Origin of the sequence: Aliikangiella maris (genome assembly GCF_040719265.1) — a bacterium.
Taxonomy (GTDB): domain Bacteria; phylum Pseudomonadota; class Gammaproteobacteria; order Enterobacterales; family Kangiellaceae; genus Aliikangiella; species Aliikangiella maris.
Genome location: NZ_JBFDAH010000024.1, coordinates 58,378 through 75,584 on the forward strand (window position 1 = coordinate 58,378; position 17,207 = coordinate 75,584).

Sequence of the window (17,207 nt, forward strand, 5' to 3'; positions counted from 1 at the left end):
AAAATTTAAAATAGATATTGAGCTTGAATATTAATTTCATCTTTTAAAAATCTATTCGTATAGAAAAAGTTATTCCTTTTTTTGTGATTTAACCCAACCTGTAATCATTTTTGAAAACGTTATATTCTCAATTTCAAGTTTTGAAGTGGTATAAGGAAGATGAGCAATTCTTGAATACTCTGATTTCCATAAACCTTGATTAAGTGATCGTATAAATTTGGCCGATTTACTCTCATCCTGGATGAATATGTAGTAAGGAAGAGTTTGTTTTGACAGTTGTGTTTGTAAATCGGTAGATAGGTTTTGTGGCGTTTCGGGATGAAATAAACTGATTTGTGTGACTTGGTTGAGTGATGGAAGCGACGCTAATATCCAAAAAGCACTATTTTCATTGGCAACTATGAGAAGACTTTTATTTTCATTGGGAATCTTTTGAAGCAGATTTTGCATGAGCAGAGAGTAAAATTCCTGGTAAGCCTCTTGATTATTAAAGAAGGGTTTGTTTTGTTCCAAAGAGGCCATCTGATTAGTTGAAGTGTTTGGTGAATCATTTAGTGTCTGTTTATTTTCGAGCGATGTGTTTTTATTTACCAAATTATTTGCTGTTGATACTGAGTTTTTAGAAGTGTTTTGTGTTGCTGGATCTTCTTCTGAATTGTCGGTATCTGTTTGGTTAGGTTGAGCACTCTTAATTAAAGCTCGCGAAGGATAATCAGCAAGGGGTAGATTGGGTATATAAACTTCCCACCCTTGTTGACTAAATTGGTGTGCCAACGGATAAACTAATCGCAGGTGTTCGGCATTTTCCCCATTCGTATGTAATAAAATGAGATTTCCGGTCTTTTTCTTTGTTTTCATCCAGTGCTTTAACACTAAAATTTTTGTTTGCTCTATATCAATCCAAAATTGATCATCGGCTTTTGTGGTTCGAGCCAATTCATTTTGATTAACTGAAAAAGAGGGTTGTTTGGGGAGCGAATCTAATGCCGCCATATTATTACTTTCATTATCTGCCGTTTCCGCTGCATAAAGAGTGTTGGATAAACTGCTTAAATAAAGAATGAGGAATGATTTGTGTAAAAATAAGAGTAGTCGTTTTATTTGAACATTTGGACAAAACATACCTACTGGTTTCCTAAGTACATTTAAAAACAAATTGAATTGTCATTATGGCACAAATTACCTCTTTACAAGTGATTTCGACTTCTTGTTTAAACCCACAACTTTTATTGGTTTTCAGCCGATCGACAAGTTTGACAAATTGTTCTGCGTGAATATTAATATTGGCGCTGCTGACAAAATCTTGAGTGATAGGTTCAAAATATTTAATGTTTCCTTCCGCAGCAACTAATTCAGCTTGATAACCCTGTTTATCGTACCAACATTTTAACAAGGTCCAGCCAGTCGCCATCCCAGCAGCATAAATACTACCCGCAAATACCGTTCCATGAATATTAATGTTAGGAGATAGTTGCGTTATTGTTTTAATGGATAACGAATCAAGAAGACTTATTTGCCATCCGATTGCTTTTGAGACGGGAATTGTTTCATGTACCAACTTTTCATATTTATTCTTCACTAAGTAACCCTCAATTAAATAACATCACGTTCATATTAATAAGCAGGTTGATTATTTTAACTGACATTGTATTGAATACGGCCGTTTGGCGATTCAATTTTATGTATTTTTACTAAAACTAATTGATATATAGATGAGTATTGAGCAACTTTATTGAGAATTAGTTCAAATTTTGTAAAAACACTTAAGTTTTAACATCGAAAGTTAGTCAATTTTTCAACCCAAAGGGGAACTCTACGATATTACTAATTTTGTAAAGCCTTTTTTAATTATGGAACAATCAAAAGTACTTAAAGGACTGCTGATCACTTTGACTTGTTTCAAATGGTGTTGAAATGTTGCGAGCCGAATTAGTTTGAATTGATTGATTTGGTATCTGTCACATTGTTGCGGCCATCGAAAAGCTTTAGTGAGGTTCTTTGAAAAGGCAATGAGAAAGTGTTGCTTCTTAATACCAGTAGAGATGAGAAAGTGAATAAAATTCATTGAGAATAAACTGGATTACCAGTGTTTAAAATAAGTCATCAATGGCTGAACTAGACTCAAGTTTTTATATTATTTAGCTAGCGGTGTCTTTTATATTTGTAGAAGTTAATGTTTACACCAAAAGTGCTTTTTGCTTGTCAAAACTATTGATTATAAAACCGCTTTAATTGCCAGTTGATTAAATACGGTGGTTGACTTTGAAAAGGTCATTTTGTGAGTGTAATGTGCCATATTAATAAGTGTGTAGTTATATAGGTGAATGATATAAGTGAATGATATAAGCAGGGCTTGTATATATGACTAAGTGACAGCCATGCTATTTTGATTTCGCTTGGCGACAAATCAATGAAGGATCTCAATAGAAAATTAAGGTGTGAGTTTTCTCACAGCATAAATTGTTATGAACGGCAGCGGCTAGCAATGTATTCCGACGGAGGTAAAACTTCTTTGCAAAGAATATAAGAATTAAGCTTTTTTGTAAGTGACAAGTTCACTTCATTAAATGAAAGTAATGAGTGATTTAATTAGGTGTAAGTAAATAGTGTTTTATTAGCTTAAATTATAGTCAGTTAGTAAAAAGTAAGTGATTAGAATTTGAGCAGGTATGACCCACGCGAAATGACAATTTTGATGTGTCAAGCGGGTTAAAATTTTGGAGAAATTAAATAAGGTCATGTTGTTAACAATGGATCAGGTCAGTGAACAGAATTTGGTTATTGCAAATAGTGACAAATTAACGTTCACTAAGCCGATGAAAGAATCGGTAACCGACGAACAGTTAATGTTGCAATATGCCAGAGGTGATATTCTGGCATTTGAACAACTTTATAAAAAGCACAAAGGTGGCTTGTATCGCTTTTGTTTAAGACAACTTGTTAATTCTGCAAGGGCTGAAGAGTGCTTTCAGGAAATCTGGTTAAAAGTCATTAACAATCGAATTAATTATGAGCCCAAAGCGTTATTTACCACATATTTATATCGCATTGCACAAAACCACATTATTGACGTTATCAGAAAAGATAAAAAGCTGAAGTCTGAAATTCAATTGGACGAATCCCTAGAGCCTTTATTAGGTGAAAATTCACATCCAGACTTTATTCATGACTTAATAACAGACCAGATTCACCAACAATTACGTTATCAAATTGAAGCACTACCAATAGAGCAGAAAACTGCATTATTACTTAAACTGGATGCGGGACTATCACTCGACGAAATTGCCTGTGTTTTAAATTGTGGTCGCGAAACCGTAAAAAGTCGCCTGCGTTATGCGACAGAAAAACTGAAAAAACTGCTTGGAGAATTCAATGAACAAGCAAAATGATAATAGCGAGTTGACAGATGTTGACTCAATTGATGCATTAAATAATGTGTACCAGCAAATGCAAAAAGAAGTGCCTTCGATAGAATTAGATAGGCAAATAATTGCTGCTGCTTATCGTGAAATTCAACAGCCTAAAAAGCGCAAAATTGCAGAGAAAAAGTGGTGGCAAAAAATAAGTTTACCACTTTATGTGGCAGCAACATTTGCGTTTACAATCGTTACGACACATTGGTTTTGGCCTGCTTCGACGGGAAAAATGTTACCAGGTACTTCTCCTGGTCCAGTAACATTCGAAACCGCAAACGATACCACTGCCAGTATTTCCCCACCAGAAAGAAAAGCGTTAATAATACCGGAACGCAAACAAATTTTATTGCCACCAAAAGAAAAAACAATACCTGAGTTAGACTCGAATGACGCTACAGTTAGCGGTTTTGGCGAGTTTGAAGCATTAAATATAGAAAACATTCCATTAGAAAAAATGCTAATAAAAACTCCTCAGACCAATCAGAAGGATAAGCCTTCCACTGGCAAAGTTGGTTCGACTAATGTGGCTAGATTACAAGTGCCAACTGCAGAAACTTGGGCAAGAGAGATACTAAACTTATATAAAAGTGGCGAGTATGAATCAGGCAAACAGGCATTAATAAAATTTAAAAAAGTTTATCCTGAATATCCAATTGATGAACAACTGAAAGTTTTTAAATAGTTACAATGATTCAAATCAATAATATGAATCACGGTGTGACAATTTATCTCTGTACAAAATAGCTGATTTTTGCTTGCTTCCTGCCGGATCATCTTTATAATTTGGTGAGGATAGGGAGGGGGAGTCATTTTTTAAATGACGCCAAAATATTAGTAATTGAAATTCAGATTGCGTGATATTCCTATTTTTATAAATCCTATAAATCATAATAAGCGATTAAGTCGTTATAAATAATAAATAGTGGAGACGTTAAATGGCCATTCGACGCAAAATATTTGCGAGCTTGGCAGCACTGCTTGGTTTTATCCTAGCTGGTGTTGTTCAAGCGAGCGCTGATTATAATATGCGCCCGGGTGTGACAGAGACAAGCCTTGAAGCCTATGACCTACATATGTTGGTTATATGGATTATGACCGGGATTGCAGTTGTCGTATTTGGATTGATGTTTTATTCAATAATCTTTCATCGCAAATCCAAAAATCCTAACCCAGCGACGTGGTCGCACAGTTCAGTTGTTGAACTTATCTGGACGACCATACCTTTAGTTATTCTTGCTTTTCTTACTGTTCCTTCAATTCAGTTATTACTTAAAATGGAAGATACTTCTGATCCAGATCTTTCAATTCAGGTAACTGGTTCGCAGTGGAAGTGGCATTATAAATATCTCGATAAAGATATCGAGTTCTACAGTACTTTGAGTACCCCCAGAGAGCAGTTTGAAAACTTTTCTGGTGATGCTGCAACTAAAGGTGAAAATTATTTGCTTGAAGTTGACAATGAATTGGTTATTCCTGCCAATAAAAAAGTACGCTTTCTGGTAACTGCCGAGGACGTCATACATGCTTGGTGGGTTCCTGATTTAGCTGTAAAAAAAGATGCGATTCCTGGTTTTATTAATGAAACCTGGACTCGAGTTCCGCAAACGGGTGTTTATCGTGGGCAGTGTGCCGAACTGTGCGGTAAAGATCATGGATTTATGCCGATAGTTGTAAGAGTCGTTTCTGAGCAGGATTTTGAAGCTTGGGTCGAGAAGAAAGATGCAGAGCGTATAGCTGCTGAAAAAGCGGCTGCCGAAGCGGCGGCGAAAAGCTGGGATATGGATAAGTTAATGGCATTAGGTGAACAAGTCTATAATGGAAAGGGGACTTGTGCTGCTTGTCATAAACCGGATGGTTCTGGTATGCCGCCAGGATTCCCTGCTTTAAAAGGTAGTGCAATTGCAACTGGCCCAGTTAAAGATCATATTGATATTGTTGTTAATGGTTCTACTGGTGGTATGCAAGCATTTGGAAAACAATTGACTGACGCTGAACTTGCTGCGGTTATTACTTATGAGCGAAATGCTTGGGGCAATAACACTGGCGATAAGGTTCAACCTGCTGACATTCAGGCTTTTAAAGCCGGTAACCAATAGGAGACGATCTCATGGCTGATCATCACCCAACCGGCATCAAACGCTGGTTATTTACAACCAACCATAAAGACATTGGTTCAATGTATTTGTGGTTCTCTTTCATTATGTTTTTAATTGGCGGCGCAATGGCTATGGTCATTCGAGCCGAGCTTTATCAACCCGGATTACAGTTTGTTGAGCCCGCTTTCTTTAATCAAATGACCACGATGCATGGTTTGATTATGGTGTTTGGTGCGGTAATGCCAAGTATGGTGGGATTAGCCAACTGGCTTATCCCAATGCAAATTGGAGCGCCAGATATGGCGCTTCCACGGATGAATAACTGGAGTTTCTGGATTTTACCCTTTGCATTCACCTTGTTACTTTCTTCATTGTTTATGGAAGGTGGAGCACCTAATTTTGGATGGACCTTCTACGCGCCATTATCAACAACCAACGCTAGTGCACCGCCTAGTACTGACTTTTTCATTTTAGGTGTTCACATGATGGGTATTTCCTCAATCATGGGAGCGATAAATGTTATCGTTACTGTATTTAATATGCGTGCACCGGGTATGACGCTAATGAAAATGCCCTTGTTTGTATGGACTTGGGTAATTACTGCATTTCTATTGATTATGGTAATGCCAGTATTAGCTGGAGCGGTAACGATGATGTTAACTGATAGACACTTTGGAACGTCATTCTTTGAAGCATCGGGTGGCGGTGATCCTGTTATGTTCCAGCATATATTCTGGTTCTTCGGGCATCCTGAAGTTTACATTATGATTTTACCGGCATTTGGTATTGCATCAGAAATCATCCCGGCATTCTCGCGTAAAAAACTGTTCGGTTACTCTTCGATGGTTTATGCAACGGCTGCAATTGCGCTGTTATCTTTCCTCGTTTGGGCTCACCACATGTTCACTGTTGGTATGCCGATGGCAGGTGAAATCTTCTTTATGATCGCAACCATGTTGGTATCTGTGCCAACCGGCGTGAAAGTTTTCAACTGGGTTGCAACCATGTGGAAAGGATCGTTGACTTTTGAAACACCAATGTTGTTTGCGATTGCATTTGTAATTTTGTTTACTATTGGTGGTTTCTCTGGCGTTATGTTGGCCATGGCGCCAGTTGATTTTCAATACCATGATACTTATTTTGTTGTTGCTCATTTCCATTATGTACTTTTCCCTGGCGCTATTTTTGGTACGACTGCGGCAGTCTATTACTGGCTACCTAAATGGACAGGCAAAATGTATAACGAAAAACTTGGTCAAATTCACTTCTGGTGGTCAATGATTGCAGTTAATTTGACATTCTTCCCAATGCATTTCAGTGGTCTGGCGGGTATGCCTCGACGGATTCCTGACTACAATATGATGTTTGCTGATTTTAACCAGTGGGCGAGTATTGGTGCGTTTGCATTAGGTTTGAGTCAGCTATTCTTCCTTTACATTGTGATTTCGACAATTCGCAGTGGCAAGAAAGCTGAAGAAAGACCTTGGGAAGGGGCTGCTGGACTTGAGTGGGAACAACTACCATGTCCTGCACCGTATCATACATTCGATACACCACCGAAAGTGAGCTGATTGTTAGTAAACAATAATCGATAAAGAAGACGAAGTATGAGTGAGCAAAAACAGACATCTAAAAACAAACAGTTAATTGTTAAACTAATGGCAATTGTTGGTGGTATGTTTGTTTTTGCGTTTGCCTTAGTGCCTTTATATGATGTGTTTTGTGATATTACCGGCATTAATGGTAAGACTCGAGGTCAGGCTCTTTATAAAGCAACGACTGTCAATAAAGAGCGACTTGTAACGGTTGAGTTTTTAACAAATATTAACCGCGGAATGCCTTGGGAATTCAAATCAACGGTGGGTTCTATTAAAGTCCATCCAGGTGAATTGAATGAAGTCTTGTTTTATGCAAAAAATAAAGCGAGTAAAGATATTGTTGGTCAGTCAGTGCCAAGTATTTCCCCGGGCGAAGCCTCGTTATACTTGAATAAAACTGAGTGCTTTTGTTTTGATCAACAGCTGTTAAAGGCTGGCGAAGAAATTAAAATGCCGATGAAGTTTTATATTGACGCCGATATCCCCGAGCATATTACTCATCTGACTTTATCTTATCAGCTATTTAATATTACTGATGCAGCAAATACTGCATCGGGTGCAACCAAGTAAAGTGATTGAGTCACTTTAAGATGGAGAACAATAATGAGTACTGAAACAGAAGAACAAAAGTACGAAAAATATTATGTGCCAGAGCAAAGCCCTTGGCCAATCATTGGGGCAGTTGGATTATTTGTTCTTGCGTTCGGAGCAGGTCATTTTATTCAGCAATCATCAGGTAAGGTCGGTAATGATGGTAGCTTTGGCTGGTTAATCTTTCTATTTGGCTTAGCTATCATGATTTATATGGTATGGAGCTGGTGGCGCGATACGATTCGTGAATCAATGTCTGGACTTTACAGTGAGCAAATGGATCGCTCATTTCGACAAGGTATGCTGTGGTTTATCACCTCTGAAGTTATGTTTTTTGCTGCATTCTTTGGTGGTTTATTTTATGCAAGAGCACTAGTGGTTCCCTGGTTAGGTGGTGAGGGCGCTAATGCAATGACTCATGCTATTTTATGGCCTGATTTCATTCCACAGTGGCCCTTGACTGAAACGCCGGATGGACGAACAACTCAAGCGATGGGGCCAATGGGCTTACCCGCAATCAATACTGCTATCCTGCTGACCAGTTCGTGGACATTAACCATTGCTCACCATGCTTTAAAAGATGGTAATCGGGCAACACTGCTTAATTACACGGTAATTACCGCAATGTTGGGGATCATCTTTTTAGGCTTACAGGTTTGGGAATATCACCATGCCTATTCAGAAATGGGTTTAACACTAGGTAGCGGTATTTATGGTTCGACATTCTTCATGTTGACGGGCTTTCACGGATTACACGTGACTATTGGAACAATATTTTTGATTGTATTATCTATTCGTTGTTCGCAAGGCCACTTTAAACCAGAAAATCATTTTGCCTATGAAGCAGGTGCCTGGTATTGGCATTTTGTCGATGTGGTTTGGTTATTCCTGTTTATTTTCGTCTATATTCTGTAATAAATATCGAACGAGATTTCTGATAAAAAAGCCGAAGTACATTTGCTTCGGCTTTTTTTATCGAATATATTATCGTTTATTGATTGGCTTCTACGGTTGGTAAACCGTGAGGTTCAATAGCACCGGTGTAAATACCCACAATTAATAAAATAAACAAGGCAATTGAAAGGCCAATCCGCCAAGTAAGATTGTTTACAGTTTTCTTTGAATCTTTTTCTGTTGTCAGAAAATATAAGCTTCTAAATAAACTGAAAACAATTGCCAATAACGCGATAACAATTAGTATTTTTATGAGCATATTCTATTCCTTTCCAGCCGTTTTGGCTCTGGATTATGAACGAATAGTGATAGAATACGCCTCTTGAGTTTAATTTGCCAGTGGAGTCTCTTTTTTTGAAGCACTCAGTCGAATATTCAATTGGCCGATATCAACTGCGGATTAATATCTGGTTTTTGATTATTTTTTTGTTGGTTCAAACTTTACTGAATGAATTAGGTTTCTGGCAGTTAAATCGGGCAAAAGAAAAGCAACAGCGATTAGTGCTGTTGGCGCAAGGCGAGCAGGAAACGGTTACTAGTTTATCCGAATTAACTGCACAACAAATTAATCAGTTTCAAAAAGTAAAACTGAAGATGCAACTAAAGTCTGAAAAAATATTATTTTTAGACAATCAGGTTAAGGAAAAAAGAGTTGGCTATCATGTGCTAAATGTTGCACAAGATAGTTTGACTGGAAAAAACTATTTGCTTAATCGAGGCTGGGTCATGGCAGATATTGATCGAAGTAAACTACCAGATATCGAACTGCCTGATAGTAACTGGTTAATTGAAGGGCGAGTGTATCCATTGCCGCCAAAATCAATTTCAACAGAAAGTGCCAGAGTGGAAGTTTACCCTAGTGGTTATCGACTGCCGGTGCTTGATCAACATATTGTCAACGAAATTGGACAATATTTAGGTTTAGAAATCCAGTATTATATTATTCGGCTCGATCAAAATGTTCAGGGCGCATTTGATACCGAATGGGTATGGACCAATATGACGGCAGAAAAACATTTGGCTTATGCCTTTCAATGGTTTTCGTTAGCTTTAGGGTTTCTTGTGGTCAGTTTATTTGCTTGTATTAATAAAAGGTGATCTAGTGGATTTTGAAGAATTAAAAAATGAGTCTCCCCACGAAAATATTAAAAAAAATCGACTCACATTAGTTTTTTTATTTTCAATATTTTTTATTCCTGTGTTTATTGCTTATTCGGCTTATTTTACCGGATGGTTTAGTTCTGCAACTGAAAATAGAGGAACTCTGCTGGTTGACAAATCAGTTTTAGATATCGAAGATTTTGAGTTTATCCGCCCTGATGGACAGGCAATCAGTGGCGAAGAATTTGAAACCATTTATTGGTGGATAATGCCAATTAATCCAGAAAAATGTAGTCTTGAATGTATTGAGATAAATACTTATATGCTCAACCAAACTTATGTTGGGCTAGGTAAAGAGTCAAAAAGAGCACGTCAATTACTTGTTTTGCCTAAAGGCTCCACAATTAATACCAAAGCGTTTCCTGTTGCTTACAGCCCATTTACTGATATTGGTGTAAGTCCATTGGGAAAAACTCGAAGTGGGCTAGGTAAAGCGCTACCTGCAGATTACATTTATTTGGTTGATCCTTTGGGAAATATTATATTGCGTTACGATCTTGCAAAAACTAAAGATGATGCGCCAAATATCAGTAAAGATTTACGTACTGATATTATGCGCTTGTTGCGCTATTCTCGGTTAGGCTAATCGATTAATTAAAATAAATTAATAACAATAATAATCTTAATAAAATAGTTGCAGTGGTATTTATATGAATAAAAAGACTCATCGAAACTTAGCTTTATTTGCAGCAGTTTTTGCAGTTGTGGTTGTCGTTTTAGGTGCTTTTACCCGACTTTCCGATGCTGGACTTGGATGTCCTGACTGGCCCGGTTGCTATGGTTTTATGCATATTCCTACGAAGAGCGAGCATATCGAAAAAGCCAACGCAGCTTTTCCTGAACAACCTTATGAATTTCATAAAGCTTGGCCTGAGATGGTGCACCGATATTTTGCAGGAACACTGGGATTACTGGTTTTAGCGTTGGCGATAATTAGTTTTCGAAGTCAACAAAAATTCACTTTTAAACACTCAACCTTTTTATTGGTTTTAGTCATCTTTCAAGCTGCTCTAGGTATGTGGACCGTCACCATGAAACTACATCCTTCAATTGTTATGCTGCATCTTTTAGGGGGAATAACAACATTATCATTATTGGCATCTTTAACATTACGCTATCATTTTGCTGACAGGAAAAATCAATTAATCAAGGTAAAAAATTCGCTTAAATGGCTAGTGATTTTTTCTTTAATAATTGTTACCTTGCAAGTTGCTTTGGGCGGTTGGACATCAGCTAATTATGCTGCGCTGGTTTGCCATAAATTACCCGTTTGTCAAGGCAACTGGCTGCAAGATGGTGATTTTATCTCAGCATTTCAGTTCTGGGGTGGCAAAGCCGACACTTATGAGTATGGAATCTTACAACAAGATGCTCGCATCGCAATTCATGCATCTCATCGAATTGGTGCATTTATTGCGAGCTTTACTTTACTGGCATTAATTTTTCAATTAATTCGTCTGACTGAGTATAAACTCTTTCAACGAATTGGTTATATTGTTCTTGCGCTGTTAATTACACAAATCGTTTTAGGTGTAAATAATATTGTTTTTAAACTGCCATTATTTAACGCAGTTGCCCATAATGCGGTTGGCGCATTACTTGTAGTCAGTATGGTGTGTTTATTAACTTTAATTTTGATAGCCAAACCAACTATAAAGGAAGTCACTGATGGCAAATAGTCAAACAACTTGGAAAGATTATTTTGAGCTAACTAAACCAAGAGTCGTCGCTTTAATATTGGTAACGGCTGTTGTTGGTATGTATATGACACCGAGTGAATCGGTACCTTTTCATATCGTAGTGATTGCGACAATTGGTATTGCATTGGCTTCAGGTGGCGCAGCGGTTGTCAATCATGTGGTTGATCAGCGCATCGATGCGATTATGGCAAGAACATTTAAGCGACCAGTCGCAACAGGTAAAATTGATACCAAGCGTGCAGTAATATTTGCATTTACATTATCTATTAGCTCAATGCTACTGCTGTATAATTTTATTAATCCACTAACGGCTGTGCTGACTTTTTTTGGTTTGGTGGGATATGCGTTTATTTATACGATGTATCTTAAACGTGCAACACCACAAAATATTGTTATTGGTGGATTAAGTGGCGCCATTCCACCATTGTTAGGGTGGACAGCAATTGATGGATATGGCGGCGAAATACATCCGCACGCATTGTTACTGGTATTAATTATTTTCGTGTGGACACCTCCCCACTTTTGGGCTTTAGCAATTTTTAGACGTGATGAATATGCGAAAGCTGATATACCTATGCTACCAGTAACACATGGTATTGAATTTACTAAACTCAATATTGTTTTTTATACGGTTTTATTATTGTTTGCTGGTGCTTTGCCGTATCTGGTTGGAATGTCTCACTTAATCTACTTGATCGGTTCTACAATATTGGGCATTGTTTTTTTATATTATGCTATCAAGCTAATGAAAACTACGGATAGAAAAGTTGCAATGGATACCTTTAAATATTCCATTCACTATTTAATGATTTTATTTGTTGTCTTATTGGTTGATAAGTATTATCCCATTTTAGCATGATTGATTAATGCTTATGTTTACACGCAAAATTCATATTAAAAAACGTTATATAAAGAATCAGATGATTAAGAAAATACTTTGGGCAAGCATGTTGTTAACCATGCTAAACGCCTGTGATGGAATATTTCAAGCAAAAGCACCTGAGTTTACTCAGTTACTGGTATTTCCAAAGAAGAATCCAGTGGCTGGTTTTTCATTATCCAAACATGATGGCGAGCGCTTTGATACAAAAAATTTCACGGGACATTGGAATTTGATTTTTATTGGGTATACGCACTGCCCAGATGTTTGCCCGATGACGCTAACGGATATTACCAATATTTATAAAAATATTGATCCCGAACTGCAAAAGCATTTTCAAATTATCTTTTTATCGGTTGATCCTAAAAGAGATACCTTACCTCACTTAGCTGATTACATTGAGCACTTCCATGATGATTTTGTTGCGATCACTGGTGACAAAAATGAAATTGATAAAATTGTCAGTGTATTGGGGGGGATATATCATATTAATGATGAAGATGAAAAATACTATACCGTTGATCACACGGCTAAAATTTTTATTGTCAGCCCAACCGGTGAGCGATATGGAATTATCACTAGCGAAGCGATGCATAATAAAGATAAATCTAATCTGGTGAAAGATTTAAATCGGCTGGCGCAAACCGGAATTTAATATTTCTTTAGTTTTCAGCACCATTTAGCCATATATCCATGAAAATCAGTTATCTACTGTAACTGATTGGATTTTCGTTATATGATTAACTTAAGTAAAAGATTAACCTAGAGCGAAACCAGTTGAAATTTCTACCCCAGAGCTTTTTTGGTCGAAATGCACTGATGATTGCTACCTTGTTGGTGATCAGTCATGTGGTCTCTTACTTTACCGTTCAACATTTTGTCATCGATCGCCATAATCGTATTGTTATGTACCTGGCTTCTAATCAGGTTAAATTGCTGCATATTGGTGATGAGGCAGACATCCCTAAAAATCTGGCTGTTGGTTTTTCACAAACTACTCAATTAGAACTATATTGGATCAGTGGTGTTGCGCCCGAACCGCTTGGATTTCAAAGTGCACGCTATCATCAAGGATTTAGCGAACAAGCAGAAAGATATTTAGGTAAAAATACTATCGTTAAAGTAGAAAACTCCGATGGTATTTATCTTTGGATTAACGAAGCGAATAATCCAAAATTGTGGATTCGTATGCCGATTGGGGATTATGAAGGTAATAATCCGATGGAATTATTTATATTTACCGGTATGTTACTGTTTCTTAGTTTAACCGGCGCATGGATTTTAGTTTTTCAGTTACACCGGCCATTGAAGCGATTAGCCTTTGCAGCTCGAGAAGTGGGTCGTGGCGACTATCCTGGGCGTTTGAAAGAGACCGGGCCACTTGAGTTAGTTTCGGTTACTGCTGCATTTAATCAAATGGCGGCAGATGTTCATCAGCTTGAGGAAGAAAGAACCTTATTGCTTGCTGGTATTTCCCATGACCTGCGCACACCAATAACTCGGATTCGACTGGCTTCAGAGTTTTTATCGGATGAAGATAAAGAAATCAAAGAAGGGATTATTGCCGATACGCAAGATATGGATGATATTATCGATCAGTTTATTGGGTATGTGCGCTATGGCAGTGAAGAAAGACGCGAAGTTGGTGATTTACGAGAACTTATCCAAAGTGTGATAGATGCCGCGGCAAAACAGCACGAAGGATTGACTGGCGAACTGACAGAATTGCCTCAAGTGGCATTCAAACCCATGGCAATGAAGCGACTGATCAGTAATCTTATTGAAAATGCCTTTCGTTATGGCAAGCCACCTGTGATAGTAACAGCGAGTCAAACTGAAGATAGTATTGAAGTGAGTATTCGAGATCATGGAAAAGGCATATTAGATCTCGATAAAAAGCGACTATTCCAGCCTTTTGCTCGTGGTGATAAGGCGCGAGGAGGAAAAGGCTCAGGGCTTGGCCTAGCTATTGTCGCAAAAATTGTTGAAATGCATGGTGGAGAAATTGTACTGAACAATCATCCTGAGGGGGGATTGGAAGCAAAGTTTTCTATACCGGTTAATTACACAATGAATTAATTCATTATTATGTACATTTCTGCCATTAAAAATAAGGTTAATTTGCAGGATTAAAAAGCTATTTAATCACTAAAACCACAAGTCAGGCATAGCTAACCTTGTCATTCAAATTATTTTAGTGAAACAAGCTCAATTTAATAAATCTATAATATTTTCATATAGATATCGAGCGAATTTGCCATCTCTTCAGACTAATTTAGAAGACTCACTAATCAATTGTCGTTATAATTACGGCCCTGCCAATAACATAAATAAGAAGAATCAATGTTAAAGAAAATATTCAATAAACTGGGTGAATATATAAATTCCGATGCTTTTCTCATTTTAAGAGCGCCGGTTAAGCAGAAGATTGCTGTAGATGAAAGTGATCGTGTTGAGCAATTAACAGATATTGAAGAAATTAAGCGAATATATCAACAATCTGATCGATCACATCCAGGATATATGCAAAACTTTGAGGCGAGAATTCAGCATGGTTTGACATTCTTTGTCTATTATCGTGAAAATGAAATAGCGGCTACAACCTGGATGTTGTATGACATTCCGCGCTTTATTGATGAGCTGGTTTTACATGTGTATCCAGAAGAAAAGTCACTTTGGATTAGAGACATTTATGTGACAGAAAAGTTTAGAGGTAAAAACTGTTTTGCAAAATTGATTTATCTGGTTTCTCATCATTTTTATCGTGATAGCGTGAATTATCTTTATTCTGACGTTCAGAAATCAAACTTTAGCTCAGTAAGAGCCCATGAAAAATATGGTTTTATGGTGGTTGACTCAATGAACTATACGCATATTTTTCAGTGGTTAATCATTCGCTCGATTCGTTCTGTTAAAACTCGGGTTAATGCATTTGCGCCAACCAAATCGGTGTTGCTGCGAGGTAATCAATTGAAAAGTTATATTAAAGAAAATATAGCTTAAAGTGTCGGAGTAAAGTGTTTGCTTAAATTGTTTATATCAATTGAAGTCAGTGAATTTAGAAAAAACTATTTTGAAAAACTAAAATAATTCAATTTCTGATGACGATGATGATTGGTTTTTGCGGGTAACCGATTGTCCAAGTGCTTCTTTATGATGACGATGCTCTTCTTCCATCGTATAAGAACTTCTAATATCAGATTGTAATTGCTTAAATTTAATTAGCCGATTATCAGCATCTAATCCTGAACTTGCTTGTAAAATACTGTTTGCTTGAACAAGATTTTCTTCTACGTGTTTTAACTTTTGACTAACTCTGTCTTGAAACTGTAGGTCAACAATCACTTTACCAATTTCAACCTGAACTAATTGGCTCATATTAACCAGTAATTTTTCTGATTCGGCTAATGTATAAGTAGTGAACTTATGTTGAGCAATGACTTCGTGAATAACTTCACCAGCTTTATCTGCCATTTTCTTTTCAGTTTCTGCTGAATTAGTTGCTGTTGTTAAAATATTTTCTACCGAAACGCCAATGGTCGAAATTTTCTTACGTATATTTTCTCCGGTATTTTTGGATTGATTTGCCAGATTTCTGACTTCGTCTGCAACCACTGCAAACCCTCTGCCTTGCTCTCCAGCTCGTGCTGCTTCGATAGCTGCATTAAGCGCAAGTAGATTGGTTTGCTCTGCCAGCGCTTCTACTTCACCGGCCATTTTTGTTAATTCTGTCATAAAGTTAGACAGTTTGTTAATTTCACTTAATGCTGTTTTCTCTGTGTGAGAGATTGCAATTAATGTGTCTTTGAGATTTTCAAGTTCATTCTTGATGCCTTCAGAAGTTTTTTGGACCGATTGAAATGAGGAAAAGCGCTCATTTTTATCGTTGCTGGCACCTGACACATCGACAGCGATTGAAATATTTTCACTGATTTTGGTAAACCTTTCTGCAAGTTTATCAATTGCCTCGGTAGACTGGGAAACTGATGACTCAATTTGTTTTTTCCAAATCGGTATGAGATTGAGTAACGTGCTCGTCAGAACATTATCGGCTTCTAAAAAAGTCGCTTCGCTGTTATTCTCAACAACCTCTTCGACTTCCTCTGTTGCAGGCGATTCTGATTTTGCCATTAAAAAACAAATAAAAGTAATTATTGCCAACAAGCCGATTGACAGCCAATAGCTAAAAAGAACGCTACTGACTGCTGTTGCAGCAATCAAAACTAAATTAATCAACAGCAATTTTATTCTTGGATTCTTGGAGTCATCCATGAAAAGGTGCTCACTGATGTTCATTGTAATCTAATAAGTAATAGCAGTGGTTAGGCTAATTCGTCAACTTAATTACTTTAATTCGCCATTAAAACTTTGAATATCAGTATTATTTTAAAGATTTAACTCATCTTTAGCGATAAATTACATGAGGCAACCAAGTCACTATTTCAGGCCAAATTGAAATTAAAATCAAGACAAATACCTGAATTGCGATAAAGGGTATCACTCCTTGATAAATCTGTTGTGTTTGTATTTCTGTTGGTGCTGCGCCACGCAAATAAAATAATGCAAAGCCAAATGGTGGTGTTAAAAATGAGGTTTGTAGATTGACCGCGATCATAATACCCAACCAGATGGGATCTGCACCTAGCGCTAGTAGTGCTGGCGCAGTAATAGGTACAATGACAAAAACAATTTCGATGAAGTTGTGATTTCCCACATTAATGTCGAACCATTCAATCCTTTTCAGCCAAATTAACATCATCACTCAATTCTTCTTTATAACGTGAATTCGGGAAACTTAATTTTTCTGTAGA

17 protein-coding genes and 1 pseudogene are annotated in these 17,207 nt (G+C 37.2%); 13 read left to right on the plus strand and 5 right to left on the minus strand.

What is annotated here, in order from left to right:
• Window positions 1–69: 69 nt before the first annotated feature.
• Together ABVT42_RS17815 and ABVT42_RS17820 are read right to left on the minus strand one after the other, a co-directional pair.
• Window positions 70–1,122, minus strand: a complete 1,053-nt coding sequence (locus tag ABVT42_RS17815) for a DUF3530 family protein (RefSeq protein ID WP_353897284.1) — start codon at window positions 1,120–1,122, stop codon at window positions 70–72.
• A gap of 13 nt (window positions 1,123–1,135) precedes the next feature.
• Complete coding sequence (locus tag ABVT42_RS17820; protein ID WP_353897285.1) at window positions 1,136–1,579, minus strand: YiiD C-terminal domain-containing protein; 444 nt, start codon at window positions 1,577–1,579, stop codon at window positions 1,136–1,138.
• Between the two features lie 1,159 nt (window positions 1,580–2,738).
• Between ABVT42_RS17820 and ABVT42_RS17825 the strand changes: the two genes are divergently transcribed.
• From ABVT42_RS17825 to ABVT42_RS17850, 6 genes are all read left to right on the plus strand, one after another.
• Complete coding sequence (locus ABVT42_RS17825) at window positions 2,739–3,389, plus strand: sigma-70 family RNA polymerase sigma factor (protein WP_353897286.1); 651 nt, start codon at window positions 2,739–2,741, stop codon at window positions 3,387–3,389.
• Window positions 3,373–4,098 carry a hypothetical protein gene (locus ABVT42_RS17830; RefSeq protein WP_353897287.1) on the plus strand — a complete coding sequence of 242 codons (726 nt, stop codon included), beginning with the start codon at window positions 3,373–3,375 and terminating at the stop codon, window positions 4,096–4,098. Before ABVT42_RS17825 ends, ABVT42_RS17830 begins: the two co-directional genes overlap by 17 nt.
• A gap of 253 nt (window positions 4,099–4,351) precedes the next feature.
• Window positions 4,352–5,512, plus strand: coding sequence for a cytochrome c oxidase subunit II (gene coxB / locus ABVT42_RS17835; protein WP_353897288.1), 1,161 nt, complete (start codon window positions 4,352–4,354; stop codon window positions 5,510–5,512).
• Between the two features lie 11 nt (window positions 5,513–5,523).
• Window positions 5,524–7,083, plus strand: a complete 1,560-nt coding sequence (ctaD, locus tag ABVT42_RS17840; RefSeq protein ID WP_353897289.1) for a cytochrome c oxidase subunit I — start codon at window positions 5,524–5,526, stop codon at window positions 7,081–7,083.
• Window positions 7,084–7,119: 36 nt separating this feature from the next.
• Window positions 7,120–7,680 (plus strand): cytochrome c oxidase assembly protein, encoded by a 561-nt coding sequence (locus ABVT42_RS17845; protein ID WP_353897290.1) that lies wholly within the window; start codon window positions 7,120–7,122, stop codon window positions 7,678–7,680.
• Between the two features lie 33 nt (window positions 7,681–7,713).
• Window positions 7,714–8,616 carry a cytochrome c oxidase subunit 3 gene (locus ABVT42_RS17850; protein ID WP_353897291.1) on the plus strand — a complete coding sequence of 301 codons (903 nt, stop codon included), beginning with the start codon at window positions 7,714–7,716 and terminating at the stop codon, window positions 8,614–8,616.
• Window positions 8,617–8,692: 76 nt separating this feature from the next.
• On the opposite strand, the gene ABVT42_RS17855 is transcribed toward ABVT42_RS17850, so the two are convergent.
• Window positions 8,693–8,914: a twin transmembrane helix small protein gene (locus tag ABVT42_RS17855; protein WP_353897292.1), complete on the minus strand. Its 222-nt coding sequence runs from the start codon at window positions 8,912–8,914 to the stop codon at window positions 8,693–8,695.
• A 95-nt stretch (window positions 8,915–9,009) separates the two neighbouring features.
• On the opposite strand from ABVT42_RS17855, the gene ABVT42_RS17860 reads away from it, so the two are divergent.
• The 7 genes from ABVT42_RS17860 (at window position 9,010) to ABVT42_RS17890 (ending at window position 15,399) form a co-directional block, all read left to right on the plus strand.
• Window positions 9,010–9,753: an SURF1 family protein gene (locus tag ABVT42_RS17860; protein ID WP_353897293.1), complete on the plus strand. Its 744-nt coding sequence runs from the start codon at window positions 9,010–9,012 to the stop codon at window positions 9,751–9,753.
• 4 nt (window positions 9,754–9,757) lie between these two features.
• Window positions 9,758–10,402 carry a hypothetical protein gene (locus tag ABVT42_RS17865; RefSeq protein ID WP_353897294.1) on the plus strand — a complete coding sequence of 215 codons (645 nt, stop codon included), beginning with the start codon at window positions 9,758–9,760 and terminating at the stop codon, window positions 10,400–10,402.
• Window positions 10,403–10,466: 64 nt separating this feature from the next.
• Entirely contained in the window at window positions 10,467–11,495 is a 1,029-nt protein-coding gene (locus ABVT42_RS17870; protein ID WP_353897295.1) for a COX15/CtaA family protein, read from the plus strand.
• A complete protein-coding gene (gene cyoE, locus ABVT42_RS17875) occupies window positions 11,485–12,375 on the plus strand; it encodes a heme o synthase (protein ID WP_353897296.1) in 891 nt (296 codons plus the stop codon). Before ABVT42_RS17870 ends, cyoE begins: the two co-directional genes overlap by 11 nt.
• A 61-nt stretch (window positions 12,376–12,436) precedes the next feature.
• Entirely contained in the window at window positions 12,437–13,051 is a 615-nt protein-coding gene (locus tag ABVT42_RS17880) for an SCO family protein (RefSeq protein ID WP_353897297.1), read from the plus strand.
• Between the two features lie 122 nt (window positions 13,052–13,173).
• Window positions 13,174–14,475, plus strand: a complete 1,302-nt coding sequence (gene envZ, locus ABVT42_RS17885; protein ID WP_353897298.1) for a two-component system sensor histidine kinase EnvZ — start codon at window positions 13,174–13,176, stop codon at window positions 14,473–14,475.
• Between the two features lie 264 nt (window positions 14,476–14,739).
• Window positions 14,740–15,399: a GNAT family N-acetyltransferase gene (locus ABVT42_RS17890; RefSeq protein WP_353897299.1), complete on the plus strand. Its 660-nt coding sequence runs from the start codon at window positions 14,740–14,742 to the stop codon at window positions 15,397–15,399.
• Window positions 15,400–15,477: 78 nt separating this feature from the next.
• On the opposite strand, the gene ABVT42_RS17895 is transcribed toward ABVT42_RS17890, so the two are convergent.
• Together ABVT42_RS17895 and ABVT42_RS17900 are read right to left on the minus strand one after the other, a co-directional pair.
• The gene (locus ABVT42_RS17895) at window positions 15,478–16,668 is read right to left on the minus strand and encodes a methyl-accepting chemotaxis protein (protein WP_353897300.1); all 1,191 of its coding nucleotides are present in this window, start codon (window positions 16,666–16,668) and stop codon (window positions 15,478–15,480) included.
• Between the two features lie 133 nt (window positions 16,669–16,801).
• Window positions 16,802–17,098: pseudogene (locus ABVT42_RS17900) on the minus strand (TRAP transporter large permease subunit); the annotation flags it as partial.
• Window positions 17,099–17,207 lie beyond the last annotated feature (109 nt).